Origin of the sequence: uncultured Luteimonas sp., from assembly GCF_947492465.1 — a bacterium.
Classification (GTDB): Bacteria; Pseudomonadota; Gammaproteobacteria; order Xanthomonadales; family Xanthomonadaceae; genus Luteimonas.
The window spans coordinates 40,372-65,661 of sequence record NZ_CANLNF010000005.1; the positions used below are offsets into that span (position 1 = coordinate 40,372).

Genomic DNA, 25,290 nt, shown 5'->3' on the forward strand with positions numbered 1-25,290 from the left:
GGCCCGACTCTAGCGCGCGGTTCCGGCCAACGGCGCTGACATGGATCAAATCGCCTGCGCCTGGACGGGCCGGACCGCAACCATGGACAGGATGGCGAAGGGAGTCCTGCAGCGCCGTCCGGCGTATCGCAACGCAACGGGAGGGCCGCGCCGGGGCGACCCGGCAGCACGCGCTACCTGCGGATGTCGAGCAGCTCCACTTCGAACACCAGCGACGCACCGGGCGGGATCACCCTGCCGGCGCCGTCCTCGCCGTATCCCAGCCACGCCGGAATATGCAGCTCGCGCTTGCCGCCGCGGCGCATTCCCGCGACGCCTTCGTCCCAGCCGCGGATGACGCGGCCCGTGCCCAGGCGGAACACGAACGGCTGTCCGCGATCCCTCGAACTGTCGAACTGCTCGCCGCGATTGTCCGGTGCGTTCTGGTCGTAGAGCCAGCCGGTGTAGTGCACGCTGACCTCGTCGCCGGCGGTCGCCGCATCGCCTTCCCCGACCACCACGTCGATGCGCTGCAGCTCGGCCACGTCGCCACCCGTATAGGGCGGTGGCCCGCCGCAGGCGGCAAGCAGCAGGAGCGACAGCGCGGCGGCGAATTGGAGCGGGCGAAGGGTCATGGGACAGGATGCGGGAGGTCGGCCGCACAGGATATCCGCTTGCAGGCGGCAGCCGGCCGCGGCGTGGAGCAAGTGCTTCCGGTAGGCGATACTTCGGCGTCGCACGGGGCAGCGGCAAACGGTCAAGGCCGTGGCGCGCGCAAGTCACGGATCAACGGCCGGACGCCGGCCAAGGGGGACTGCATGAAACTCTATCTGCCGCTGCTGGAGATTCTGGTCGCGTTCCTGCTGATCTACCTGGTGCCGGAAGGACTCTTCCGGGTCCTGGAACGGCGCATGCGATCGCAGCCTTCGCGCCTGCGCAAGTTCGTGATGGAGAACGTGCGTGGCTTCCTCTTCGGTTCCGCAGTGGCGCTGTCGTTCCTGTTCGCCTTCGGCGTCTCCTACGAGGATTTCGCCGCCGACAGCGTGCGAGGCGCCGCCGACGCCGCGCGCAGGATGGTCGGGATCGATGCGCTGACCATCTGCAAGCGCCGGGCGAAGGAGGAGTTCCGCTACACCCCGGAGAGCTTCATGGAAGCCGCATCACGGTTCTCGCTGCTCGAATCCCGGACCCTGGATCGCCGCGGCGTGCTCCTCGCACGCGGGAACATCCTGCTGGTTTCTCCATGGCCGATCAACTCCCCGGAAGAGTTCTACGAGGCGGCACTGACAGAGTTCTGCCGGCAGGAGCTGCGGCGCTGACATCCTCCTGTTCCCGGCCAAGGCGCGTCCTTCCACGCCCACCGGCCGGAGGGTGGAGGTCATGATCCGGCGTGGCGGACACGGCGGTGCCGGGCACCTGGCCGCGCGACGCGATTACCATGCCGGGGAATCGGTACCCCGGGGGGCTTGGCCAAGGATGTCCAGCAGAAGAAGAGTTCCACTCGCGTCCGCTTCGTCTTTCGCGAGGACGCGCGCGACCATGCCATCGAGGATGCTTCGGCAAGCGCGGCCTTCCCGGTCGAGTGCGCGCAGGCCGGTCGTCACCGAACAGCCCCTGGTCGGGCGCACCCAATGGCTGCGCATCGTGAACCCGGCATCGCGCGTCCTGCGCGGACGGCCATGAGACGTTGCCACGCCTGCAACTTCTGGATTCCCCTGGGCGGCATCCAGGAAGGCGGCCACGAGTACTGCTGCGACGTCTGCGTCGAGGACGGTCCGGTGTTCCCGCTGTCGCGGCAGTTGCCCGCTGCCGACGTGCGCCTGAAGGCGCTGAAGATCCACAGCGGCCGCTGCCCGCACTGCGAGGGGCCGGGGCCGGTGGAAGTCAGGGCGTCCTACCGGGTGTGGTCGGCGGTGGTGCTCACCCACTGGAGCACGCGGCACCGGATCTCCTGCCGCCGCTGCGGGTTCAGGTCGCAGCTGCGCGGCCTCGCCACCAGCGCCGCGCTCGGATGGTGGGGCCTGCCGCTGGGCGTGCTGGTGACGCCGGTGCAGATCGTGCGCAACCTGGTCGCCATGGTGTGGGTGCCCGATCCGCAGGAGCCGTCGCGGGAACTCCTGCGGCAGGCCAGCCTGCAGCTTGCGCAGGAGCGGCTGGCGGCGCGCGCGGACCGGCCTAGTAGCCGCGACGCTTCTCGATCCGGGCATCGAGCACGGTCTTGAGCTTGTCGCAGGCGCCGCGGATCGCCTTTTCCATGTTCTCGTCGTCATGGCTGACGCCCAGCGGCTCGTCGTTCTCCAGCCGCGCTTCCAGCGCGCAACGCTTGTCGTTCGGGCCGCCCTTGGTCGAGTTGTGGTCCGACAGGAATACCTCGATCCGGGTCAGGCGCGAGGAAAACCTGCCCAGGGCCTGCTCCAGCATGGCGTTGACGCGCGACTCCAGCGCATCGGTGCCGTCGATGTGGTTGTCGGTATTCAACTGGATCTTCAATGCGTGCGCTCCTGCATCTGCGTGGGATAGGGTCCCCCAGCCTATCCGCAGGTGCGGCCGTGGCTGCGTGAAGCCGCAAACCGGCATCCCGGCACGACGGCGAGAGGAGTGGCTATCGCGGCCTTGGCCGGGATCCGTGGCGCCGTGCCTGCGACCTCAGCGGGCAGTGCCGCCGGAGCCTTCCGCCAGCCGGTTGATCGCGTCGTTCTCCACCACCGCGGGCGGCTCCGGCATCGCCGTGAGCGCCAGCATCGCGCGGCCGAGATGCGCGGTGCTGGTCATCAACCCCGGCATCAGCCGCACGCCCCATCCCATGAGCGGGGCGGCGAGGGCGTAGAAGGGCCGCATCCATGCATGCGGGCTGCGTTCGCCGTGCGCGGGCTGGATGCCGCCGGGGCGCAGCATCACCGTGGCGACGGGCAGTGCGCGCAGTGCGACCTCGGCTTCTCCCTTCACGCGCATGGGCATGAAGCGGCTGGCGGGGTCGGACTTGGCGCCGGAGATGTACAACAGGCGCGCCCCGGGATTGCGCTGCGCGAACGCGCGCGCCACGTGCAGCGTGAGTGCGACGGTGACCTGCCGGTACCGGTCCTCCGGCGTCCCCAGTGGTGGCGCGCCTGCGCAGTAGAAGCAGGCATCGTAGGGCGCCATGCGGTCGAGCACCGCATCCAGCTCGTCGAACCGTTCCACCACGAGGTCTTCCACGCGCGGATCGGGATGGCCGAGTGCGCGGCGACCGAGCACCGCCACCCGGGACACCCCCGGATGTGCGAGCACCTCCGTGAGCACGCCTTGGCCGACCAGTCCGGTGGCGCCTGTCATCAGGATGCGCATGCGAGCCTCGGCCGGATCGGGGTCCGCCCGGAGTCTAGCGCCCGGATGTGGGCGCGGGGTCGAGGAAGGCAGGTTCCCTGCCTGGCCAGCCGGTCCCGCCCGGAATCGGGCGACGGCGTGGGCCACGACGCGATACCGCTGTCCCCACCCGTCAACTTTCCGTCCGCCGTGCCGATGGAGATGGTCGTAAGTGCTCTCCAGCGGCGCCACGCCCAGGACCTCCCATGTACCTGCACCAGTTCTTCGGCAACAGTCCCACGCCGCGCCCCTGCGCGGAATGCCAGGGCGACCAGCGCCTGGATTTCGACGTGCGGATGGCGTTCCAGCCGATCGTCGATGCGCGCGACCGGTCGATCCATGGCTACGAAGCCCTGGTGCGCACGATGGAGGGTGGCAGCGCGGCGGACGTGCTGGCCCGCGTCCAGCCCGGGCAGCTCTACCGCTTCGACCAGACCTGCCGGGTCAAGGCCATCGCCACCGCCGCGGCGCTGGGGTTGCAGCGGAGGCTGTTCATCAATTTCTTCCCGAACGCGGTCTACCAGCCGGAAACCTGCATCCGCCTGACCCTGCGGGCGGCACAGATGACGGGTTTCCCGACGTCCAACCTGGTATTCGAGGCGGCCGAGTCGGAGCAGGTGAGCGACCCGTCGCACGTTTCCCGCATCTTCCGCGACTACCGCGGCCGCGGCTTCCAGACCGCGATCGACGATTTCGGCGCCGGCTATGCCGGCCTGTCCAGGCTCGTGGAGTTCCAGCCGGACCTGATCAAGCTGGACATGGCCCTGCTGCGCGGCATCGACACCGATCCGGTGCGGCGGACCATCGTGGCGGGCGTGGCCGGCATCGCGCGCGGCATCGGTTCGACCCTCCTGGCCGAGGGCGTGGAAACCGCGGACGAGTATCACGCCCTGCGGGAACTGGGTATCCACCTGTTCCAGGGCTACCTGTTCGGTCGACCTGCGCTGGAACGGCTGGAGCCGGTCGCCGACTCGACCTGGGCGGCGCTTGCGCACGAGGCCCCGCGGGCAGGTTGCGGCTGAGCAACTGGCGCGCGAAGCGCCATGCGCCTGTCGCGCTGCAGCATCGGCGTCGGCGCCGCTGACAGTGGCGGCGGCGGTGGCCAGATGCAGGGACGGTCGTCCGCAATCCATTCGGCTATGCTCGCGGTTCGCGTCAGGGAGGGGTCCCATGGGGATTCGCGAGGCGAAGCGGGTCGCCGCCATCGTGGCGGTCGCGTGGCTGGCGCTGCTGGCCGCCTGCACCGGCCCGGACGCCGGCGCCGGGACGCGTGAACTGCGCGTCGGGCTCTACGACAATCCGCCCAAGATCCACCTCGACGAGCGGGGCCACCCCGCCGGGCTGTTCGTGGACCTGCTGGAGGCGATCGCCCGCGAGGAAGGCTGGCGCATCCGCTACGAGCGCTGCGAGTGGGAGGCGTGCTTGCGCCGCCTGGATGCCGGCGAACTCGACCTGATGCCCGACGTGGCGTGGACCCACGATCGGGCGGCGCGCTTCGATTTCCACCAGACGCCGGTGACGTACGCGTGGTCGCAGGTGTTCCGCCCGCGGGATGTCCGCGTGCAGGGAATGCCCGACCTGGCGGGGAAGCGGATCGCGCTTCTGCGGGCCAGCGTGCAGACCAGGGATCTCGAAACCGTGCTTGGCGGCCTCGGGGTGCCGTGGACGCCGGTGGCCACGGCGACCTACGACGAGGCCTTCGCCGCCGTCCGCGATGGGCATGCCGATGTCGCGGTGGCCAACAACTACTTCGGCTGGCGCACGGCCCGCCGCTACGGGTTGAGCGAATCGACCATCGTCTTCAACCCGGCGACGCTGTTCTACGCCGCACCCAAGGGCCGCCACGGGGATGTCCTGGCGCGCATCGACCACTGGCTCGGCCGTTGGCAGGCCGATGCCGGTTCGGTCTATTTCAAGGCGCTGGGGCGCGCACTCGCGCCGCCGCCGGCGACCGTGGCGCCGCGCTGGCTCGTGCCCACCCTTGGCGTGGCCGCGGCGCTGATCGTCCTGTTGGCCGCCTTCGCCCTCGTGCTGCGCTGGCGCGTGCATGCCGCCACGGCCGCGGCCACCGGTGCGGCTGCGCGCCTGGACCATGTCCTCGACGCGAGCCCGGTCGTGCTCGCCCTGGCCACCGAACGCGACGGGCAACTGGTGGCCGACTGGGTCAGCGCCAACGCAGTCCGGCTGTTCGGGTTCACCGCCACGGAGATGGCGCAGCCGGGGTTCTGGAGCGGGCGCGTGCATCCCGACGACCTGCCTCGCCTGGTCCCTTCCGTTCCCTACCTGCGCGAACAGCCGGCCCTGGTGCGCGAGTACCGCATCATCGATGCCGGAGGCGCGCAGCGGCACGTGCGCGAGGAGTTGCGGGCCATGACCAGCGAGTCCGGCAAGCCGCTCCAGGTCATCGGCACATGGACCGACCTGACCGAGGCGCGCGTGCACGAGCAGGAACTCGACTACATGTCCCGTCACGACGCACTGACCGGCCTGCCCAACCGCACGAGGCTGCAGGTCGCGCTGGAGGATGCAGTGGCGCAGGGCCGGGCACGCTGGCTGCTGGTGGTGGACATCAACCGCCTGCGCGGGATCAACGACACGCTCGGGCACGCCATGGGCGACCAGGCCCTGCGCGTCGCCGCGCGCCGGCTGGCGCGGCTGCTGCCGGCGGACGGCTTTCTCGCCCGCCTGGGCGGCGACGAGTTCGCCATCCTGCTGCCGCCGGACGACGCAGCCGGGGAGACGATCGGCGCGTTCGCCGATGAAGTGCATCGCGCTTTCGCCACGCCGCTGCTCGCGCCCGAGTACATGGCCGTGCTGTCGGTGACGGTGGGCGCGGCACGATTTCCGCAGCACGGCGACGACGCCGCCACCCTGCTCAAGCACGCCGAGCTCGCCCTGCACGAAGCCAAGCGGCATCCACACGAGGCGTATCTGGAGTTCGACGCCTCGCTGTCGGAAGGCGCGCAACGGCGGATGGCGATCGACAGCGGATTGCGCGTGGCCCTGGCCCAGCGCCAGTTCCGCCTGCACTACCAGCCGCAGGTGGAGCTGCGCGAGGGCCGGCTGGTCGGCGTCGAAGCGCTGTTGCGCTGGCAGCATCCCGAACTGGGCCTGGTGCCACCGTGCGAGTTCATCGCCATCGCCGAGGAGAACGGACTGATCGCGGAAATCGGCCTGTGGGTGCTGATGGAGGCCACGCGACAGCTGCGCGCCTGGGACGACGCCGGGCTGGACGTGCCGGCGGTGTCGGTGAACTGCTCGGTGCGCCAGCTCGATCCGGACCGCCTGCCGGCGCAGGTGGCCGCGGTGCTCGCGGCGGTCGGACTGGCGTCCTCGCGGCTGGAGCTGGAGATCACCGAGTCGATGCTGATGCGCGATCCCGAGCGCGCGATCGCCGTGCTGCATGCACTCAAGGCGCAGGGCGTGCGCCTGGCCATCGACGATTTCGGCACCGGCCACTCGAGCCTGGCGTACGTGAAGCAGCTGCCGGTGACCCGGCTCAAGATCGACCGTTCGTTCGTCAGCGGCATCGGCCGGCATGCCAACGACGAACAGATCTGCAGGACCGTGATCGCGCTGGCGCACAGCCTGCAGCTGGAGACGCTGGCCGAGGGCGTCGAGCACGCGCACGAAGCCGACTTCCTGCGCGCGGAAGGGTGCGCCCTGGCGCAGGGCTACCTGTATGCCGCACCGCTTGCCCCGGACGCGCTGCGCGACTGGCTGGACCGCGCCGCTTCCGGTTAGCGCTGCGCTGCCACGGCGCACCTGCACCGTGGCCAAACCGCCTCTTGCGGAAATATTGAAGCCAGCGGCGCTGCGCTGCAGCATATGCGTGCCCATTGGGCACGACAATCAAATACCTAGGAAGGAATCATGAAGAACATTCTGACGCTCGCCGTCTCCCTGGCCATCGCCTCGCTGAGCGGAACCGCGCTCGCGCAGGACGCCGCCGGCGGCTACATCCGCGGCGAGATCGGGCGCAGCGACATCGACCTGGAAATCGGCGGGGTCGATGCGGGCAGCGAGGACGACACTTCCGCCGTCTTCTCGGGCGGCTACTGGTTCAACGAGTTCGTGGCGCTCGAAGGCCACGTCGGTTCGCTCTACAACACCGAACTGGAAGACGACATCGACCTGGACCTGGTCTCGATGGGCGTCGGCGTCGCGGTCAAGAAGAGCTTCGGTGGCCCGCACACCGGCTTCTTCGTCGGCGGCCGCGCCGGTGTGGCGCGCCTGACCGCGCAGGTGCGCGAGGACGAATTCGACGTGATCGACGACGAGAGCGACATCAAGCCGTACTTCGGCGTGAGCGCCGGCTACGACTTCAGCCCGCGCTTTGGCCTCAGCCTGAACTGGGACCGCCGCCAGGCCGACATCGAGGGCGTGGACCTGGACGTCGACACGATCGCGGTGGGCGGCGAATACCGCTTCTGATCGTCCCCGGCACGGTGACACGGGCCGCCTCCGGGCGGCCCTTTTTTTGTCCTGCGCCCGCCCGATCGGCGTGGACGTGCGGACTGCCGCGGCTGCGCCGGCCCCGACAGCAGCAGGGCCGTCCTTGATGCGGCACTCCTGGCGGCGGTAGGGTGGCGGGGACGGCGCACCGGCGCGCTGCGTCCCGACCGGTTCCTTCCTGAAGCAAGGACGACGCGTATCCATGTTCCGGCTGTGCCGCATCGCGAGCGTGCTGGTATGCCTGGCGGCGGCCTGCGGCATTCCGCCAGCCGCTGCGCGATCGCAGGCCGGAACCACGGAGCGCACGGCGACCGCCAGGGCGACGCCGATGGCGGCGCCGCACTTCGAATACGCGTATGCGCCGCCTGTTTCCCCAGGACTGCAGCGCATCCACCTGCGCGTGCGCGATGCCGACCTGCTGCGGCAGCTGCCGGAGGTGCAGGCGATCGACGGGATGTTCGTGCTGCCGCGGCGGCTGCGCTACGTCACCGCCGAATGTGGCGAGTTCGGCGCGTTCTACCGCCCGGCCGATGCCGAGGTGGTGCTGTGCTACGAGACGCTGCGCACGCTCTACGAGCGCGGCCAGGCGCACCAGCGTGCGCTCGGACTGGACGATGGCCATCCGCTGCACTACGTGCGTGCGAACGTGCGCTTCATCGTGCTGCACGAAACCGGCCACGCGCTGGTGCATCTGCTGGACCTGCCCGTCACCGGCCGCCAGGAGGACGCGGTGGACCAGCTGGCGGCGATCCTGATGCTGCGCTTCGCCAGCGTGGAGGAATCACCGGCCGAGGTGATCGACAACCTGCGCATGGCCGCGAACTGGATGCTTTCGCGCAGCACCGGCGCCTACAACCTGGACGCCTATGCCGCCGAGCACGCGCTCGGCGAGCAGCGCTACTTCAACCTGCAGTGCCTGATCTACGGCACGGATCCGGCCGGTTTTGCCGGCATGGTCGAGTCGGGCGACCTGACCGCCGCGCGCGCCAGGGGCTGCCCGCGCGAGATGCGCCTGGCCAGCCGCGCCTGGCTGCGCCTGCTGCTGCCGCACCTGGCACCGGGTTCCGAGGGCTACGTCGAAGAGGCCAGGCGCTACCTGGAGCAGCGCGACTGATCCGCGCGAGCGGTACCGGTCCATCGAGGGCCTCACGCGATTTCACGCCGCGCGCTCCTACAGTGGCGCTTCCTGCAGCCGACGGACCCCGCATGCGCAAGTTCCCGCCGAATCCCCAGGACCTGGGGCGGCTCGATCTCGACGACATCCTCGGCACCATCCACGAGGAAGTGCGACAGCGCTTCGGCGAGGGCAAGGTGGCCGACTACATCCCCTCGCTGGCCGATGTGCCCAAGGACCGTTTCGGCATGGCGCTGGCGTTGCTGGACGGCCGGGTCCACTCGGTGGGGCATGCGCGCGAACCGTTCTCGATCCAGAGCATCTCCAAGGTGTCCACCCTGACCCTGGCGCTGGAGGCGGTCGGCGACGGACTGTGGACGCGGGTGGACCGCGAGCCTTCCGGCGACCCGTTCAACTCGCTGATCCAGCTCGAGCACGAGAAGGGCATTCCGCGCAATCCCTTCATGAATGCGGGCGCCCTGGTGTCGGCCGACGTCATCCTGTCCGGCTATGAGGATCCGGAAGGCACGCTGCTGGAGTTCATGCGTGCGCGGTCCGGCAACCCGGAGGTGGGCACCGACGAGGTCGTGGCGAAATCCGAGCGCGAGAGCGGTTACCGCAACGTGGCGCTGGCCAACTTCATCCGCAGCTACGACAACCTGCGCAATCCGGTGCAGGACGTGCTGGACTTCTACTACCTGCAGTGCTCCCTGCGCATGGATTGCGTGGACCTGGCGCGCAGCGTCCAGTACCTCGCCGATGGCGGCCACTGCCCGTCCTCGGACCGGCAGGTGACCAGCGCCGAGGGCGCCACCCGCATCAATTCGCTGATGATGACGGCGGGCACCTACGATGCGGCGGGGGATTTCGCCTTCTACGTGGGGCTGCCGGCCAAGAGCGGGGTGGGCGGCGGCATCGTCGCGGTGGTGCCGCGCGTGATGGGCCTGTGCGTGTGGTCGCCCGGCCTGGACGACAAGGGCAATTCGCTGCTGGGGCGATATGCGCTGCACCGGTTCACGCGGATGACCGGGCTGTCGGTGTTCTGAGTCGACACGTCCGACCCGGCGCGGCCGGGAGTCGACCCCGGGTTCACGGCCACGGGCGATGATGGCGACCGGACAGGCGGATCGGGAGCAGGCGATGGAGAGGATCAGGCGCGGTCTCGGGCTATTGCTGGCGTCCGGCGTGCTGCTGCTGGCCGCCTGCGTGAGTCCCGGCGGCCATGGCGGTCACCCGGGGGGGATACGGGCAGGCGCCGGGCGGGTATCCGTCGTCCTGGGGCCATCATGTGCAGGGCACCGTCGAGGGACTGGACCGGTCCTACGGCCGGATCCTGCTGGTGGTCGACGATCCCCGCAGCGGGCGGGCAGGTCGGATGGAGGTGCATTACGACCAGCGTACCCGCCTGTTCCATCAGGGGCGCGAGGCTGCGGTGGAGGGCCTGGAGCGCGGCGACGTGGTGCGGATCGATGTCGCGCAGTCGGGCCGCGACCTGCTGGCGCGCTCGGTCGAGGTGCTGCGCGATGTCCGCGACCGCGGACCCGGTGGCGGAGGTATCGATGCCTACGACGACACGCGCGGCACGGTCGCCTTCGTCGACACGCGCGCGCGGCTGATCGGCCTTGGCGGCGACGGATACGGGCGCGACCGGCAGCTGCGGTACGACGGCCGCACCACCGTGGAGTACCAGGGGCGCCTGTATCGCCCCGAGGATCTGGACCGCGGCGATCAGGTGCGCATCCAGGCGCGGAGGCTCGGCAACGGAGAGTGGCTGGCCGAGCGGATCGTGGTGGAGCGTTCGGTGCGGCGATAGCGCCTGCCGACGCGAGCTGCCGACGCAGGTTTCCGGCGCAACCGTGCGTTGTGGCCGGACGCGGTTTCCGGCACCCTGCCGGCGCCATGGGCAAAGCCGACCGCAAGACCGTCCTGTCCGCCCGCCTCGTTGCGGCGCTCCTCGCTGGCGTACTCCTGATCATGGGACTGAATTCGCTGCTGTTCGCCGCCCGGCGCGATCCGGACTTCCCGCGCCTGTCGGAGAACCTGGCCGCGTCGTCCGGCCTGGAAGTGCGCAGGCAGATCAAGGGCGAGATCGAGGCGATGTTCGCCCTGCCGGCGCGCGAAGAGCTGATCGTCGTGGCCGGCGGCTATCTGTGGCGCTTCAGCGCCGACGGCCGCCTGCTCGATACGCTCGACATGCCCGGCGCGATGCATCGCAACGGCATCGCCTTCGACGAGGACGGCTACGTCGACTGGGTTCACACCGGCGTGCGCGACCGCAAGCCTTATGCGCCGGCGGTGGACGGAAACGGACTGGAGCCGGCGCAGCTGGAAGCCGCGCTGTCGGCCGTCAGGATCGTCGCCTACGGCAAGGACGACACGTTCGCCTGGGCCTGGCTGTGGGACGGCGACCGGGCCTGGCGGATGGACATCAGCCGGCATCGCGAGCGGGTGGATACCTACTGCACGCCGCGCTCGTCCACCGACGACCATGTGCGTTGGGCCGATACCTGCCTGGAGGGGCTGGCCGCGCCTGACCCCGGCATGGTGGAAATCCTTCCGCGCTCGTTCGCGCAGGGGGATCCCGGCGGGAAGCGCAGCGTGGAGGTGGTCGGTTTCGACCGCCGCCGCTACCACATGGAAGGCGGCGCGATCGCCAACGTGCTCGAAACCGTGGCCGGCGGCGTGGCCAAGGTCATCGCCCCGCATCTGCCCGGCGGCCCGCCGGAGCGTTACTGGGTCGGCGATGCGCATACCCGGATGCGGCTCGGCGACGAGGTGCTTCAGTTCAAGGTGGTCGTGGCCAGGGATGCGGGCGACTACGAGTTCCTGCACGCGGTGGACTGGTGGGATCCGTCCAGCGTGATCGCGGGCGCGAGCCCGTGGCTGCGCGTGCGCATGCGCGACGGCATGGAGCGCGCGGGCGAGGGCGCGCTGTGGGCGCTGTATCGCGAGGACCTGGGGATGTACGCGGTGCGGCCGCGTCAGAGCGCGCACGCCGCATCCGTCGCCGCCCGGCCCGTACCGGCATGGCTGCCCGCTTTCGATGGCCCGGTCACGGCGCGCGACGCGGTCAGCGGCGAGGTCGAACTGGAGGACGGTCGCACGGTGCACCGCTGGTGGCGCGCACGGCCTCCAGGGCCTCGGGTGATCGCGCCGGTCTTCCCCCTCGATGCCGATGGCGAGCCACTCACGGCGCTGCCGACCGTGCTGCGGGTGTCCTGGGGATCGCCCTGGGATGCGGAGGCGCATGCGGTGCTCGAGGCCAGGCTCGATCCGCGGCAGACCCGCGACGCTTTCGCACGCCTGCCGCGCGGCGACGGGCCGGTCTCGCTGCTGCTGCAGGTGCCGGACCTGTTCGGCGAGGTGGACGGAATGCGGCTGCTGCTGCGTCGCGATGGCGCGGAAGTCGCGCTGGAATCCGCGCAGCTGGCCTACCTGCGGCGTCCCCCCTTCCGACCCTGGTATCCGCGCGAGGGCCAGCCGACACCGCCGAGCCGTGCCGCACAGCTGGGACAGAGCGCCGACGCCATACTCGCCGGCAGCGACCACGCGCTGGACCGGTTCGAACTGCAGGCGCAGACGCTGGCGCAGGACCCGGACATCGTGGCGAGGATGGCGCCCTTCGTCACCGCCGGCTATGCGCGCCTGGTCGGCGAACTCAATGGCAGCGGCCGCGCCGATGCATCCCTGCGGCTGGTGGCGCACTACCTGGCGCAGGTGCACCCGCATACGTCGATGCACCAGGACGATCCCTCCACGGTCTACAACACCAGCGTGATCGCCAGCCAGGCGCTGGCGGTCGGGATCCGCCGTCCACAGGATCGTCCACTGGTCGACGCGGTGATGGCGACGCTGGTGGGCGAGAAGTTCGATCCGGACACGCACACCAACGGCACGCTGCTCTACAACCTGGCCTGCTTCCACGCGTTGCAGGACGACAAGCCACGGATGCTGCGGCACGCGGCCGCGGCATTGCGCCTGGGCAAGCCGGCGGAACAGTTCCTGCGCGACGGCGATTTCGCAGGTTATCGCGACGATCCGGAATTCCTGGCGCTGATGGCTCGGCAGTAGAGGCCCCGCGGCACGGGAGGGGGAACGGGCTGCCCAGGCCGATAGCGGCGGCATCGAGCGATGTGTCTTGCAACGGTATGCCGGCCAGCTTTCCCGGTTGCGCGAACATCACGGATGGCTCCTGCAGCTGCAGAGCGGGCGCCCGCTGACGCCGGGTTCGCGGCCGAAGCGTTACCGTCCGCGATCACCATCCCAGCCGGAGCGTCCCGATGCGAATCGAAGGTTCCTGCCATTGCGGCAACGTCCGCTTCCGCTGCGAGGCGTACGCGCCGGCGCCGTTCCTGCACTGCTACTGCTCGATCTGCCGCAAGACCGCGGGCGGTGGCGGCAGCGCCGTCAACCTCGGTGCGCGTGCCGACACGCTGGAGGTGGAGGGGCCCGAGCACCTCGGCGTCTACAACGCGAAGATCCGCGACGACGCGGGCGGCTGCCGCATCAGTTCCGGGCGCCGGCACTTCTGCACCGCCTGCGGCAGCGCGCTGTGGATGTTCGACCCGGAATGGCCGGACCTGGTGCATCCGCACGCCTCGGCGATCGACACGCCGTTGCCGCGCCCGCCCGAACGCGTGCACATGCTGCTGGACTCCAGGGCCAACTGGGTGCAGGTGGCGGACGGTCCCCACGACGTGCAACTGGACGGCACGCCGGGCGAGTCGCTGGAGGACTGGCATCGGCGCCACGGCCTGCTGCAGGACTGAACGCAGGTCGCGCGGGGCTTCACTTCTGCCGCGGCAGCTCCAGCTGCGAACCGGCCTCGACCTGGCCCGCGCGCAGCTGGGCAATGCGTTCGACCAGGGCGCGTGCCGCATTGCGGCTCTCCTCGAGCAGCGCCTGGTCCGCGTCGAGCGCGTCGTGGCTGGTGGCATAGGGCGCGTAGTAACCGACGTAGCGGTCCACCTGCGACAGCGCGCCGGCATCGACCAGGCCCATGCCGCGCAGCCAGTCCGACAGCGCGTGGCGGACCGGCTGCGCACCCTCGACATCGCCATGCACGACCACCGCGAAGGCGCGGCCTGCCAGATGCTGCGGGTAGTTCCAGCCGTCCAGCTCGATGCGCTTGGCGCGGGCCGCGTCCTTGCCTGCGGTGGAGGTGGGATCCGGATTGCCGCCGTCCGCGCACACCAGCCGGTCCATCATCAGTTTCAGCGGCGAAGTCGCGTGGTTCCAGTGCACCGGCGTCACGATCATCACCCCGTGCGCTTCGGCCCAGCGCGGGTAGATGGCGTTCATCCAGTCCTGGTGCTGCCCCAGGGCGTGGTTGGGATAGCAGGAGCACGGCCAGTGGCACAGCGGCATCGCCGTGGACACGCAGCCCTTGCAGGGATGGATGTTGCGGCCGTATTCGGAGGTGAGCCGATTGAGTTCGAGCACGTCGCAGTCCGCGCCGGCTGCGCATGCGGCCTCGCGCGCGGCCTCGAGCAGGCGCCAGGTCTTGGACATCTCCCCGGGACAGGTGTGTTCGCTGCGCGGCGACGCGCACACCAGCAACACGCGGTGCGGTGCGTCGGGCCGCTGCCGGCGCGCTTCGGCGGCGCGGATGGCATCGCGGGCGGCGCGCCATTCGTCGGACAGCTGGTAGGCCGGATCGTGGAAGCCTGCGCCCGCCGGCTGCGTTCGCGGCGCCTTGCGTCCCTGGTCGTACGCCTCCCAGGCGACGGCGGCGAGCCGGTCGATGGCGTCGCCGTGGGCGTCGAACGCGGGATCGAAGAAGTTCGCGCGGTAGCGCCGTTCGAACTCCTCGCGCGTGAGCTTGGGATCGGGTTGTCCGGTCCGCGGGGTGGGCACGCGCGAAGTCAAGGCGTCAGGCTCGCGGGGCATGGCGGCTCGGTGTGCGACGGACAGCCACGTTAGCCCGTCACCCGGTGAACCCGGCGTGCAACCGGTTGCCCCTGCCGCGCGCGGCGCCGGATACGCGCCGGAGGACCGGCAGGGAGGACTCGCGGACGTCTCAGGTGGGCGCGAATGCCTTGGTGGCGTTCTTCTCGCGTTTCTCCGCCTTCTTCTCCTTCATCGTCTTGGCCGGCTTCTTCTTCTGTTCCTTTTTCTGGTTCAGACCCTTGCTCATGGCGTACTCCTGGCGCGCTGCGCCGACTGCGGTTGCAGTGCTCCGGCCAAGTATGCGCCTGCCTCGCGGGAACGGGGGAGGGCGGCACGTTCCGGAGGCCAGGGCGGTCGGCGTGCGGTCAGCCGGTGTCCGTCGCCGTCGGCGTCCGGACACGCCGCGACCAGGCCACTGCATCGACGCAGCGGGCGCTTCAACCGTCCTCCGGCATGCTGGCGAAGGTCCATGTCCATCCCGGCGGCGGACACGGAATGTCCTGTCGCGTCCCTTCGCAGGGAGCCTTCGCAACCGGTTTTGCAGGGTGGACTTTTGCAGGCCCTGCGGGGAAAGTGCGCGCTGGCTTTCGCGGCCCTGCCGCCTCACTCGAGACGAGGATCCCATGAAGCTCAGGCTCCTGTTGGCGACCGCATTGGCCCTTGCGGGCATCGCTCCGGTTGCGGCCGCAGACGGCCCGCGAGACGCGATGCATCTGGTGCCGGTGCCGCAGTCGATCCATGCGCATCCGGGCGAACTGCGGTTCTCCGGCACGGTGGCCCTCGACGCGGACGCCAGCGCACCGGTCGCGGCGCGCGCCGTGCGGCGGGCTCTGGACGACCTGGGCATCGTCGTCAGCGACGCCGCGCCCGTCCGCATCCGCCTGCAGATGGGCGAGGATGCTGCGCTCGGCGAGGAGGGCTATCGCCTCTCGGTGGCCGACGGCATCAGCCTGCGCGCGCAGACCGACACCGGCCTGCTGCACGCCGTGCAGACCCTGCGGCAGCTGCTGCCGGCGCAGGCGCAGCCGGAATACCGGCTGGCCCGGCTGGAGATCGCCGACGCGCCGGTATACCGCTGGCGCGGGCTGTCGCTGGACGTGGCCAGGAGCTTCCTGCCCTTGGCCTACGTCGAGAAGACGATCGACCGCATGGCCTTCTTCAAGTTGAACCGCCTGCACCTGCACCTGACCGACGACCAGGGCTGGCGCATCGAGATCAGGCGCTATCCGAAGCTGGTGGAGATCGGCGGTGCCAGCGCGGTGCAGGGCGGGCGTAGCGGCTGGTATCCGCAGGACGAACTGCGCCACCTGGTGGCCTACGCCCAGGCGCGCGGCATCACCATCGTTCCGGAAATCGACATGCCGGGCCACGTGCAGGCGGCGCTGGCGTCGTACAACGAACTGGCCTGCGACGACGAGGACAACCTGGCGCCGTACTCGGGGCTGGAGGTCGGCTTCAGCGTGCTGTGCCTGGACAAGCCGGACGTGGTGTATCCGTTCGTGCGCGAGGTGCTGGAGGAAGTGCTGGCGATCTTCCCGTCGCAGGAGATCCACATCGGCGGCGACGAGATCAAGCATCCGCTGTACGCCGACTTCGTGGCGCGGGTCGCTGCGATGGTGGACGCGATGGGGCGCACCGCAATCGCATGGGAGGAAGGCTCGGTCGCCGACACCGGCCCCGACATGCTGCTGCAGTTGTGGAACGACGGCTACGACATCGCGCCTGCGGTGGCGAAGGGGCATCCGCTGATCCTGTCGCCGTGCTCGTACTTCTACATCGACCACGGCAACTACGCGGGCCAGCCGCAGACCTACGACTGGTGCCGCAAGGAGGGGGTGCCGCTGGCGCGGCTGTACGGCTTCGATCCGGCGCCCTACACGACCGCGGTCGGCATCGAGGCGGCGCTGTGGACGGAGCTGGTGCACACCGACGAGGCCGCGGACAACCGGCTGTGGCCACGCCTGGCCGCATCGGCGGAACTGGCATGGAGTCCCGCCCGGCGGCGCAGCTACGCCGGATTCGTGCAGCGCATGGGCGCGCTGCGTGCCCATCTGGACGCGATGGGCGTCGCCTATTACCCCGAGCCCGACCTCGGCTGGGCAACGGACGGACGCTGATCGACAGGCCGGCCGAACCGCATGCAAGGGCATGAGGCCACGGGACGGGCGCGCGTCGGGCTGACCGGTCTGCGCGTCTGCGTCCTGGCCTGCCTGTCGCTGCTGCCGGCGCTGGCCTGCGCGGCGCGCGAACCCCACGCCGTGCAGGGTGCGCCCTGCGGCGGCTATCCGCGCCTGGCCATCGACACGCTGCCCGGAATGTGCGCCGGCCTGGTGCTGGGGCCGACCGCACGGGATCCGGCGCGCCCGCTGCGCCTGCCGCGCACCCTGCTGCAGCTCGATCCGGAGACCTGGCTGGTGACCGACCTGGGCGCCTGGGAGGGCGCACGCGGCGTGGTGTGGCGACTGCACGCCCGCCCCGGCGAACCGGCCCGGGTGGAGCGGTTGCTCGACGGGCTGCACCTGCCGCACGCCATCGCCCGCGGCCCGGACGGCCGGGTCTACGTGGGCGAGATGAGCCGCATCTTCCGGTTCGACCCGCTGGCCCCGGACCCGCGCGCGACCGTGGACACCGTGGTCGGCGGGTTGCCCGACAACCGCCTGCACGCGCACCGGCACCCCTTGTCGAAGTTCGTGTTCCTCGCCAATGGCGACCTGCTGGTCAACGTGGGCGCACCCAGCGACCAGTGCGCCGGACCCGATGCGCGCACGGCGTCGGGACTGTGCGCGCAGAGCGAAGGCATCGGGGACGCCGCCAGCCTGCGCCTGTACCGGCATGTCGGCGACGGCCGCTGGGCAGCGGACCACGAGGTGTTCGCACGCGGCCTGCGCAACTCGCTGGCGCTGGCGGTGCATCCGTCCGGCCACGTGCTCCAGGCGGAGAACAGCTACGACTTCGACGCCCGCTAGTCGCCCTTCGAGGAACTCAACCTCATCGAGGCCGGCCGGCACTACGGCTGGCCCTACTGCGCCGACATCGCCGGGGCCACGCCGGCCTGGCGCGATCGGGAGGCCTGGTGCCGCTCCGATGCGCACGCCGCGCCGGCGCTGCTGCTGCCACCGCACGCCGCGCCGCTGGACATGCTCTGGTACGAGGGCACGATGTTCCCGGCGCTGCGGGGGCGGCTGCTGATGAGCTGGCACGGGCACCGTTCGGTCGGCGGCCGCATCGCCAGCTTCGCGGTGGATGCGCGCGGCGTGCCGGTGCCCGATGCGCGGCCGCGCTTCCCGGTCCATGGCCAGGGCCCGCGCGCCTACGGCGCGAGCCCGGCGGCGACGCCGGTCGTGCTGACCCCCGGGTGGGGACGGCGCCCCGGGCTGCGACCGCAAGGGTCGCCGGTGGGCCTTGCGGTCGCCGACGATGGCGCCCTCTGGGCGACGGACGACCGTGCCGGCCTGGTGATCCGCTTCGCCAGCGACGATTGAGGACCTCGGCACCGTCGGACGAGCCCGCGTTCGTGGGCGTGCCCGGCCGGCTTTGCGCTACCCTGCGCACCCTCCCGCAACCGTGTCGCCGCGCCTGATGTCGCTTCTCCGAGCCGTGCTGATCCTGCTGGTCGTGGTGTCCAGCACCGTGGTGCATGTGGTCCCGCTACTGGCGGTGGCCCTGCTCAAGGCGCTGCTGCCGTCGCAGCGGCTGCGACTGGCCTGCAACTCGCTGCTGACCGGCATCGCCGAGAGCTGGATCGCGGTGAACACCTTCCTGATCGACCACTTCACCGGGACGCGCCTGGAGGTAGCCGGCACCGCCGAACTGCGGCCCGACGGCCACTACCTGGTGCTGGCCAACCACCAGAGCTGGGTGGATATCCTGGTGCTGCAGAAGATATTCAACCGGCGCATCCCGCTGCTGCGCTTCTTCCTCAAGCGGCAGCTGTTCTGGGTGCCGCTGCTGGGACTGGCGTGGTGGGCGCTGGATTTCCCCTTCATGGGCCGGCACACGCGGGCCCAGATCGCCAGGAATCCCGAGCTGGGACGACGCGACATGGAGGCCACGCGGCGCGCCTGCGAGAAGTTCCGCTCAATCCCGGTGTCGGTGATGAACTTCGTCGAGGGCACCCGCTTCACACCCGGGAAGCACGCACGCCAGTCCTCGCCCTACCGGCACCTGCTCAAGCCCAAGGCCGGCGGCGTGGCCTACGTGCTAGATGCGATGGGCGATGCGCTGCACGGCATCCTGGACGTCACCATCGCCTATCCGCATGGCCGGCCGACCATGGTCGACCTGATGGCCGGCCGCGTGCCCATGGTGCGCGTCTCGATCCGCCAGCGGCCGCTGCCGGCGGCGCCGGTCGCGGATGGCGAAAGCCAGGAACGCGCGGCCCGCGCGCGGTTCCAGCAGTGGATGAACGGCCTGTGGCGGGAGAAGGACGAGGAACTGTCGCGCCTGCTCGGGGAAGACGCGCGCCGGCCCGATCCGTCCACATCGCCGGACGGCGCTGCCAGCGACGCGACGTGATCCCTGCGGCGCACCGATGACCGGGCCCGCGATGTCGAATCGCGGGCGCTCCATCCGTCGCGACTGGACGGCCGCCACGATGGCGGCCACCTGCAGGGAATCCCGATGACGCATTACATGATCTATTTCAACCGCGAATGGGTCGGCGCGCGCAGCGACGCGTGGATCCGCGAGCGCGGCCCATTGGCCCAGGCCGTGGTGGACGACATGCGCGTCGCCGGCGTCTATGTGCTGGCCGGCGGGCTCGAGGAAACGGGGACCTTCAGCGTGGCGCCTGTCGAGGACGGTGTGCGGTTCGCCGACGGACGCTACGACGGGGCGTCGCAATGGCTGGGCGGGTTCGCCGTGGTCCGCGTGCCCGACGAGAAGGCGGCCAGGGACTGGGCCGGCAAGCTGGCGCAGGCCTGCGGCTGGCCGCAGGAGGTCCGCCGGCTCGTGCTGGAACTGGAGGAGGACGAGGGCGCCTGATCGCCAGCCCCGGACAGGCAGGCGATCATCGCGACGCCTGCGGATCCAGTACGGCGGCGAAGTCCTCCATTTCATAGATCGGACGGATCTCGATCTCGCTGGGACCCGGCATGGGATTGGGGCAGCGTTTCACCCAGGCCACCGCTTCGTCCATGTCCTTCACTTCCCAGATCCAGAAGCCCGCAACCAGCTCGCGGGTTTCGGTGAACGGCCCGTCGATCACCGTGCGTCGCGGCCCATCGAACGCCACGCGCTTGCCCTGCGTACTCGGCCTGAGGCCATCCCCGGCCTGCATGATGCCGGCCGCGGCCAGCGCGTCGTTGAATCGGCCCATCGCATCGAACGCCTCTGCCGTCGGCAGCACGCCGGCCTCGCTGTCTTCGGTGGCTTTCACCAGCACCATCACCCGCATGGCTCGTCTCCTGCTTGTTTGCCTGGCCGCCGGAATCGTTGGCCTGTCGGCAACGACGTAGCAGCGGGCTGGACATCGACATCACCCGCGAAACTGGCGTCCACAGCCGCCGCGGGACGTGGTCCGCCGGCACCGGCCGTCGCAGCGGCAGGCGGGCCGTGCATCCCGCACGCAGGCGCCACCAGCATTCCTTCACTGCCCGCCACCTATGCTGCGGGCATGCAGGCATTGGCGGAATCGTTCTGGAACCTGCGCGGTCCGCACCGCGTGGGCGGCGTGCTCGACGTCGGCACGCACATGTCCGTGGTCAGGCGGGCCAACGGCCGCTTCGTGGTCGTGGATGGCTGCCCGCTCGACGCTGCGCAGCGCGCCGCGCTGCTGGCATTGACCGGGGACGGCGCGCAGGTGGACGCGGTGGTGCACGTGCACCCGTTCCACACGCTGCACGTGGACGCTGTGCATCGCCTGTTCCCGTCGGCCGCGCTGTACGGGACCGCGCGGCACCGCCGCCAGGCGCCGGCCTTGCCCTGGTCGCAGGCGCCGGTGGAGGACTGGGGCGCGGACCACCCGCTCGCCGACGTGTTCGACCTGACGGTGCCCGATGGCGTGGAGTTCGTCTGTCCCGACGAGCGCGTGCATGTGGCGTCGGTGCTGGTGCGGCATCGGCACAGTGGCATCGTCCATGTCGACGACACCCTCAACGTGATCGCCGCGCCCGGACTCCTGCGACGCCTGCTGCCGCAGTCGTCGCTGCGCATGCATCCCATGCTCTCGCGCGCGCTCAGGCCCGAAGCCGGGGCGGCGGATGCCTACGGCGCCTGGGCGCGGGCGCTGGCGAAACGATGGGACGGGACCCGCATCGTCTGCGCCGCGCATTCGGCGGTACGGCGCCTGGACGCGGGCGGCTTTGCCCGGGAAATGGAGGCCGCGCTGGCCAGGGTGTCGGGCACGCTGGACCGCCATCGAGCGCGCTTCGGCTGAAGGCGCGCGACAGCGCGCCGATCCGTCCGCACCCGCCTCTTGATTCCCCCTGTACGAGGACATCCATGTATCCCCACCTGCTTTCGCCGGTCCAGACCGGTTCCCTCCTGTTGCCCAACCGCGTGCTCATGGCGCCGCTGACGCGCTCGCGCGCCGGACAGCCGGGCGACGTGCCCACGCCGATGAACGCCGAGTACTACGCCCAGCGCGCCGGTGCCGGCCTGATCGTGTCCGAGGCCACGCAGATCTCGCGGCAGGGGCAGGGATACGCGTGGACGCCGGGCATGCATACCGATGCGCAGGAAGCCGGCTGGGCGCTGGTGACCGGGGCGGTCCACGCGAAGGGTGGGAAGATCGCCGCGCAGCTGTGGCACGTGGGACGGATCTCGCATCCGCTGCTGCAGCCCGGCCACGCGGCGCCGGTCGCGCCGTCGGCGATCGCCGCCGAGGGCGCCCGGTGCTTCGTGGTGCGGGCCGACGGCACCGCCGGCAACGAGCCGACCGCGTTGCCGCGTGCGCTGGAGGCCGACGAGATTCGGGGCATCGTGGACGACTATGCGCAGGCGGCCCGGCGCGCGGACCGCGCCGGCTTCGACATGGTCGAGATCCATGCCGCCAACGGCTACCTGCTGCAGCAGTTTCTCTCCACCAACAGCAACCTGCGCACGGACCGCTATGGCGGTTCGCTGGAAAACCGCGCCCGGCTGACCCTGGAAGCGGTGGACGCGGCGATTGCGGTGCTTGGCGCCGAACGCGTTGGCGTGCGGCTGTCCCCGCATTTCAGCGGGCATGGCATCGCCGACGACCAGGCCGAGGAGAGCGCGCTGTACTTGGCGCGGGAGTTCAGCCGGCGCGGCATCGCCTACCTGCACATTGCCGAACCCGACTGGGCCGGCGGGCCGAAGCTCGACCCTGGCTTCCGGCGCGCACTGCGCGGGCAGTTCGAGGGCATGCTGGTGTTCTGCGGCGGCTACACGGCCGAGGCGGCCGATGCGCTGATCGCCTCGGGCGGTGCCGACGCCGTGGCCTTCGGACGTTCGTACCTGGCCAACCCGGACCTGGTGGAGCGCTTTCGCGTCGGCGCCGCGCTCAACGCGCCCGATCCATCGACCTTCTATGGCGGCGGGGAGGGCGGCTATACCGACTATCCCACGCTCGACGGGCAGGACTGAGCGGCCGTGCGGAACGACGCCCTGGCGCACCCCGGACCGGTTCGCGCCGTGCGGCCCGTCAGGTCCAGCCGCGGTGTTTCGCCGCCTGTTCGATCCAGCTCTGCACGTCATCGCCACGGGCCTCGTCCAGCGTCCGGATCTTGACGTAACGCGAGCCCTCGCCGAGCGGCGGGGCCGGGTCGAACTGCGCGCCACCGAAGAACACCAGGTTGACCGAGACGTCGTAGGCCACCATCTCGATGATCCAGCCATGGCGGGGCAGGCCGTAGTAGGCCTTCTTCCACTTCACCGCGTAATGGAGCCCGGCGATGGTCTTGCGGATCAGGCCGTCCAGGTGGGCGACGATGGGATGCAGGTCCGGCATGACATGTTCGAGCCAGTCCGCGACCTCGGCGTGGTCTTTCGAAGGCTCCGGCGGCTTGCGGTTGCTTGCCGGTGCGCGCGATTTCGGCATGGGACTCCTCCTTCGCTGGCGGGTGCTCCGCGCCATGGCCAGGCGATGCGGGCATGCCGTCGCCCCGGATGCCGCGGCGCCGCTCAGGCTAGGACGTCGCGGCCGGTGGAGCAACCGCCATGGGCGGGACGACCCAGGCTGCGGCCCGGCGCGATGCCGGCCGGCATGAAGCGCGGCCGCCTGTAGCGAAGGCGGCTGCGGCTGCGGCGAAGTTATCGCGCGGCCTTGACTGAACCACCCAGGTCCGCGAGCTCCTCGATCAGCGTGGCCACGCCGCGCGGGTCTTCCTGGTGGGCGACATGACCACCGGGGAAGGTGCGGATGGTCCAGCCGCGGGCCTGCGCGTTCTGCCAGCTCCTGTCGGTCCTGGCGCGTTCTTCGGCCGACTTGTCCTTCGGCACGAACGCCACGTAGCTCACCGGCAGCGCCAGCGCGGCCGGGTTGCGGTACGACACCGGCTGGCTGAAGCACTTGACCGAATGCTTGACGCTGTACGGCGGCTTGTCCCCCGGCTTCACCCACGGCACCTGCATGAACCCGTCCTTGAAGCGCTCCGGATCCTGGCCCTGGCCGTCGAACAGGTCCCAGATCGACTGGCCGTCCTGCGGCACCGCGGCATCCAGGAACACCACCTGGCGCAGGCGTTCGGGAATCCGGTCCATCACCCCGGTCACCACCATGCCGCCATAGCTGTGCCCGGTCAGGACCACGTCGTGCAGGTCCTCGAACAGGATCAGGTTGACCACGTCGTCGATGTGGGTCTGCAGGTCGATCCCGGTGCTGTTGAGGTGCTCGCGCTCGCCCAGGCCGGTGAGGGTGGGGCGGTAGACCGTGTGTCCGTCGTCGGTGAGGAACTGCCCGGTGCGCTTCCACTCCCAGCCGCCAGCGGTCGCGCCATGGACGAGCACGAAGGTGTGCTTGTCGGCAGCGGCCGCGGGCAGCGTTGACAGGGCGAGGAAGCAGGCGAAGAACAGCAGTGCGGTCAGTCGGCGGAAAGGCTGGTTCATGGTCACTCGCTGGAAGGCCGGAGGGATGCGACGCGCGACAGGGTGCCACGCGCGCAACGCCGGGCGGACGCGGGAACGCCCGCGATTCCATAAAGCGATCACGACATTCCGGGGCCGGATCGGTTGCAGGCTTGCGCGTGCGCAACGCTTGCATCCGCAACGGACGACGCGCTGCGGTTCGACGCACCGGGTGCGGCCCTGCGCCTCGTCGCGTGCAAGGCGCTCGACGATCCCGCGGACCACACCGCCAGGGCCGGGCGGGTGGCGTCACCGCCAGGTCCAGCGCATTGGCAGCCACGTCGCGCATCCCCGCGTCGAACGAGGACGCCCCGGAGCTTCCGCCACCGACCGCGACGCCCTGCGACATGGGCGTCGTACCCATTGGGTCCGGTCGCGGCTTCCGCTGTGGATGGGGGACGCCGGGGTTTTGCTATAGATTCGATGCAGGTTCGGGCCGGGGCGATCAGTGAGCGAGCACGAGGCCATCGGCAGGAGCGACGCAGCGGCAGCGGATCCGCCGCTGCCGGCGGTGGGACAGGCATTCGGCGCAGGCGAGGCGTACGAAAGCGACCTGCGCCTGGCCGTGGCGGCGGAGCGGCGATGAGCCAGGCCGGCGTGCCGCCCAGCCGGCTGCAGCTGCCGCGCGGGCCCTGGACGACGGTGCTCGAAGCGCTGTGCGCGCGGTTTCCGCAGGTCGGCGAAGCCACCTGGCGCGACCGCTTCGCGCGCGGACGGGTGCTGGGCGCGGATGGCCTCGCGCTCGATGTCGAGGCTGGGTACCGGGCGGGCATGGAGATCCGCTATTTCCGCGAAGTGGCCGACGAGCCGGCGATTCCCCATGCCGAGCGCGTGCTGCACGTCGATGCGCACCTGGTCGTGGCCTGGAAGCCGCACTTCCTGCCGGTCGCGCCGACCGGCGCCTACGTGCGCGAGACCCTGCTCACGCGACTGGCCGGAAGGCTCGGCAACCCGGCGCTGGTGCCATTGCACCGGATCGACCGCGATACCGCCGGCCTGGTGCTGTTCTCGGCCGATCCGGCCAGTCGCGCGCGCTACCACGCGCTGTTCCGCGAGCGCCGCATCCGCAAGCACTATCTGGCGCTGGCGCCGCCGCTGCCGGGCCTGGCGTTCCCGCATGTGCACCGCAGCCGGCTGGAGCGGGGCGAGCCGTTCTTCCGCATGCGCGAGGCGCCGGGCGAGGCCAACAGCGAAACGGTGGTCGAGGTGGCCGCGCGTGGCGAAGACACCTGGACCTACCGGCTCGAGCCGGTGACCGGACGCAAGCACCAGCTGCGCGTGCACATGGCCGCGCTGGGCGCGCCGATCCTGCACGACCGCCTGTATCCGCAGCTGCAGGCGCCGGGCGTGGACGATCCGGCACGGCCGCTGCGGCTTTGCGCGCACTCGCTGGCGTTCGACGATCCGGTCAGCGGCGAGGCACGGCACTTCACGGTCGCATCCGGGTTCGACGCGGATTGAGCGTCGCGTTCGGGGCCGCGAGC

Annotated in this window: 25 protein-coding genes; 18 read left to right on the forward strand and 7 right to left on the reverse strand. The window is 70.6% G+C overall.

From position 1 onward, the window contains the following. Positions 1-173 precede the first annotated feature (173 nt). On the reverse strand, positions 174-614 hold the full coding sequence (locus Q0863_RS12380; RefSeq protein WP_298578315.1) for an FKBP-type peptidyl-prolyl cis-trans isomerase: 441 nt from the start codon (positions 612-614) through the stop codon (positions 174-176). Positions 615-653: 39 nt separating this feature from the next. On the opposite strand from Q0863_RS12380, the gene Q0863_RS12385 reads away from it, so the two are divergent. Then, positions 654-1,298, forward strand: a complete 645-nt coding sequence (locus Q0863_RS12385; RefSeq protein WP_298578317.1) for a hypothetical protein — start codon at positions 654-656, stop codon at positions 1,296-1,298. Between the two features lie 360 nt (positions 1,299-1,658). Then, positions 1,659-2,201 carry a hypothetical protein gene (locus tag Q0863_RS12390; RefSeq protein WP_298578319.1) on the forward strand — a complete coding sequence of 181 codons (543 nt, stop codon included), beginning with the start codon at positions 1,659-1,661 and terminating at the stop codon, positions 2,199-2,201. On the opposite strand, the gene Q0863_RS12395 is transcribed toward Q0863_RS12390, so the two are convergent. Continuing rightward, the gene (locus Q0863_RS12395) at positions 2,155-2,469 is read right to left on the reverse strand and encodes an HPF/RaiA family ribosome-associated protein (protein WP_298578321.1); all 315 of its coding nucleotides are present in this window, start codon (positions 2,467-2,469) and stop codon (positions 2,155-2,157) included. The genes Q0863_RS12390 and Q0863_RS12395 overlap by 47 nt on opposite strands. A 156-nt stretch (positions 2,470-2,625) precedes the next feature. After that, positions 2,626-3,303: an NAD-dependent epimerase/dehydratase family protein gene (locus Q0863_RS12400; protein ID WP_298578323.1), complete on the reverse strand. Its 678-nt coding sequence runs from the start codon at positions 3,301-3,303 to the stop codon at positions 2,626-2,628. Positions 3,304-3,617: 314 nt separating this feature from the next. Here Q0863_RS12400 and Q0863_RS12405 point away from each other — a divergent pair, with 314 nt between their 5' ends. From Q0863_RS12405 to Q0863_RS12440, 8 genes are all read left to right on the forward strand, one after another. Then, a complete protein-coding gene (locus tag Q0863_RS12405; RefSeq protein WP_298579008.1) occupies positions 3,618-4,343 on the forward strand; it encodes an EAL domain-containing protein in 726 nt (241 codons plus the stop codon). A gap of 148 nt (positions 4,344-4,491) precedes the next feature. Then, complete coding sequence (locus Q0863_RS12410) at positions 4,492-7,065, forward strand: EAL domain-containing protein (RefSeq protein ID WP_298578325.1); 2,574 nt, start codon at positions 4,492-4,494, stop codon at positions 7,063-7,065. A 129-nt stretch (positions 7,066-7,194) separates the two neighbouring features. Continuing rightward, entirely contained in the window at positions 7,195-7,755 is a 561-nt protein-coding gene (locus Q0863_RS12415; RefSeq protein ID WP_298578327.1) for an outer membrane beta-barrel protein, read from the forward strand. 349 nt (positions 7,756-8,104) lie between these two features. Further along, positions 8,105-8,890: a DUF4344 domain-containing metallopeptidase gene (locus Q0863_RS12420; protein ID WP_298578330.1), complete on the forward strand. Its 786-nt coding sequence runs from the start codon at positions 8,105-8,107 to the stop codon at positions 8,888-8,890. Between the two features lie 92 nt (positions 8,891-8,982). Beyond that, positions 8,983-9,936, forward strand: coding sequence for a glutaminase (locus tag Q0863_RS12425; RefSeq protein WP_298578332.1), 954 nt, complete (start codon positions 8,983-8,985; stop codon positions 9,934-9,936). A gap of 176 nt (positions 9,937-10,112) precedes the next feature. Beyond that, positions 10,113-10,703 carry a DUF5666 domain-containing protein gene (locus Q0863_RS12430; protein WP_298578335.1) on the forward strand — a complete coding sequence of 197 codons (591 nt, stop codon included), beginning with the start codon at positions 10,113-10,115 and terminating at the stop codon, positions 10,701-10,703. Between the two features lie 86 nt (positions 10,704-10,789). Continuing rightward, positions 10,790-12,961: a hypothetical protein gene (locus Q0863_RS12435; RefSeq protein ID WP_298578337.1), complete on the forward strand. Its 2,172-nt coding sequence runs from the start codon at positions 10,790-10,792 to the stop codon at positions 12,959-12,961. Positions 12,962-13,170: 209 nt separating this feature from the next. Next, positions 13,171-13,659: a GFA family protein gene (locus Q0863_RS12440; protein ID WP_298578339.1), complete on the forward strand. Its 489-nt coding sequence runs from the start codon at positions 13,171-13,173 to the stop codon at positions 13,657-13,659. 19 nt (positions 13,660-13,678) lie between these two features. Here the strand turns inward: Q0863_RS12440 and Q0863_RS12445 are convergent, their stop codons facing one another. After that, positions 13,679-14,779 (reverse strand): flavodoxin family protein, encoded by a 1,101-nt coding sequence (locus tag Q0863_RS12445; RefSeq protein WP_298578341.1) that lies wholly within the window; start codon positions 14,777-14,779, stop codon positions 13,679-13,681. A 623-nt stretch (positions 14,780-15,402) separates the two neighbouring features. Here Q0863_RS12445 and Q0863_RS12450 point away from each other — a divergent pair. The 5 genes from Q0863_RS12450 to Q0863_RS12470 all read left to right on the forward strand — a co-directional run bounded on the left by Q0863_RS12450 (position 15,403) and on the right by Q0863_RS12470 (position 19,762). After that, entirely contained in the window at positions 15,403-16,896 is a 1,494-nt protein-coding gene (locus Q0863_RS12450) for a beta-N-acetylhexosaminidase (RefSeq protein ID WP_298578343.1), read from the forward strand. Positions 16,897-16,917: 21 nt separating this feature from the next. Further along, positions 16,918-17,745 (forward strand): hypothetical protein, encoded by an 828-nt coding sequence (locus Q0863_RS12455; RefSeq protein ID WP_298578345.1) that lies wholly within the window; start codon positions 16,918-16,920, stop codon positions 17,743-17,745. A 24-nt stretch (positions 17,746-17,769) separates the two neighbouring features. Continuing rightward, positions 17,770-18,261: a hypothetical protein gene (locus Q0863_RS12460; protein WP_298579010.1), complete on the forward strand. Its 492-nt coding sequence runs from the start codon at positions 17,770-17,772 to the stop codon at positions 18,259-18,261. A 97-nt stretch (positions 18,262-18,358) separates the two neighbouring features. After that, the gene (locus Q0863_RS12465; RefSeq protein WP_298578347.1) at positions 18,359-19,294 is read left to right on the forward strand and encodes an acyltransferase; all 936 of its coding nucleotides are present in this window, start codon (positions 18,359-18,361) and stop codon (positions 19,292-19,294) included. Between the two features lie 105 nt (positions 19,295-19,399). Continuing rightward, positions 19,400-19,762 (forward strand): hypothetical protein, encoded by a 363-nt coding sequence (locus Q0863_RS12470; RefSeq protein ID WP_298578349.1) that lies wholly within the window; start codon positions 19,400-19,402, stop codon positions 19,760-19,762. A 25-nt stretch (positions 19,763-19,787) separates the two neighbouring features. Here the strand turns inward: Q0863_RS12470 and Q0863_RS12475 are convergent, their stop codons facing one another. Then, on the reverse strand, positions 19,788-20,165 hold the full coding sequence (locus Q0863_RS12475; protein ID WP_345780525.1) for a YciI family protein: 378 nt from the start codon (positions 20,163-20,165) through the stop codon (positions 19,788-19,790). A gap of 228 nt (positions 20,166-20,393) precedes the next feature. On the opposite strand from Q0863_RS12475, the gene Q0863_RS12480 reads away from it, so the two are divergent. Continuing rightward, positions 20,394-21,155, forward strand: a complete 762-nt coding sequence (locus Q0863_RS12480) for a hypothetical protein (RefSeq protein WP_298578351.1) — start codon at positions 20,394-20,396, stop codon at positions 21,153-21,155. Positions 21,156-21,220: 65 nt separating this feature from the next. Next, the gene (locus Q0863_RS12485) at positions 21,221-22,327 is read left to right on the forward strand and encodes an alkene reductase (protein ID WP_298578353.1); all 1,107 of its coding nucleotides are present in this window, start codon (positions 21,221-21,223) and stop codon (positions 22,325-22,327) included. A gap of 58 nt (positions 22,328-22,385) precedes the next feature. Here Q0863_RS12485 and Q0863_RS12490 read toward each other — a convergent pair whose 3' ends face one another. Together Q0863_RS12490 and Q0863_RS12495 are read right to left on the reverse strand one after the other, a co-directional pair. Continuing rightward, positions 22,386-22,781 (reverse strand): DUF1801 domain-containing protein, encoded by a 396-nt coding sequence (locus tag Q0863_RS12490; RefSeq protein WP_298578355.1) that lies wholly within the window; start codon positions 22,779-22,781, stop codon positions 22,386-22,388. A gap of 212 nt (positions 22,782-22,993) precedes the next feature. Continuing rightward, on the reverse strand, positions 22,994-23,788 hold the full coding sequence (locus Q0863_RS12495; protein WP_298578357.1) for an alpha/beta fold hydrolase: 795 nt from the start codon (positions 23,786-23,788) through the stop codon (positions 22,994-22,996). A gap of 600 nt (positions 23,789-24,388) precedes the next feature. Between Q0863_RS12495 and Q0863_RS12500 the strand changes: the two genes are divergently transcribed. After that, positions 24,389-25,267, forward strand: coding sequence for a pseudouridine synthase (locus Q0863_RS12500; protein WP_298578360.1), 879 nt, complete (start codon positions 24,389-24,391; stop codon positions 25,265-25,267). Positions 25,268-25,290: the final 23 nt, after the last annotated feature.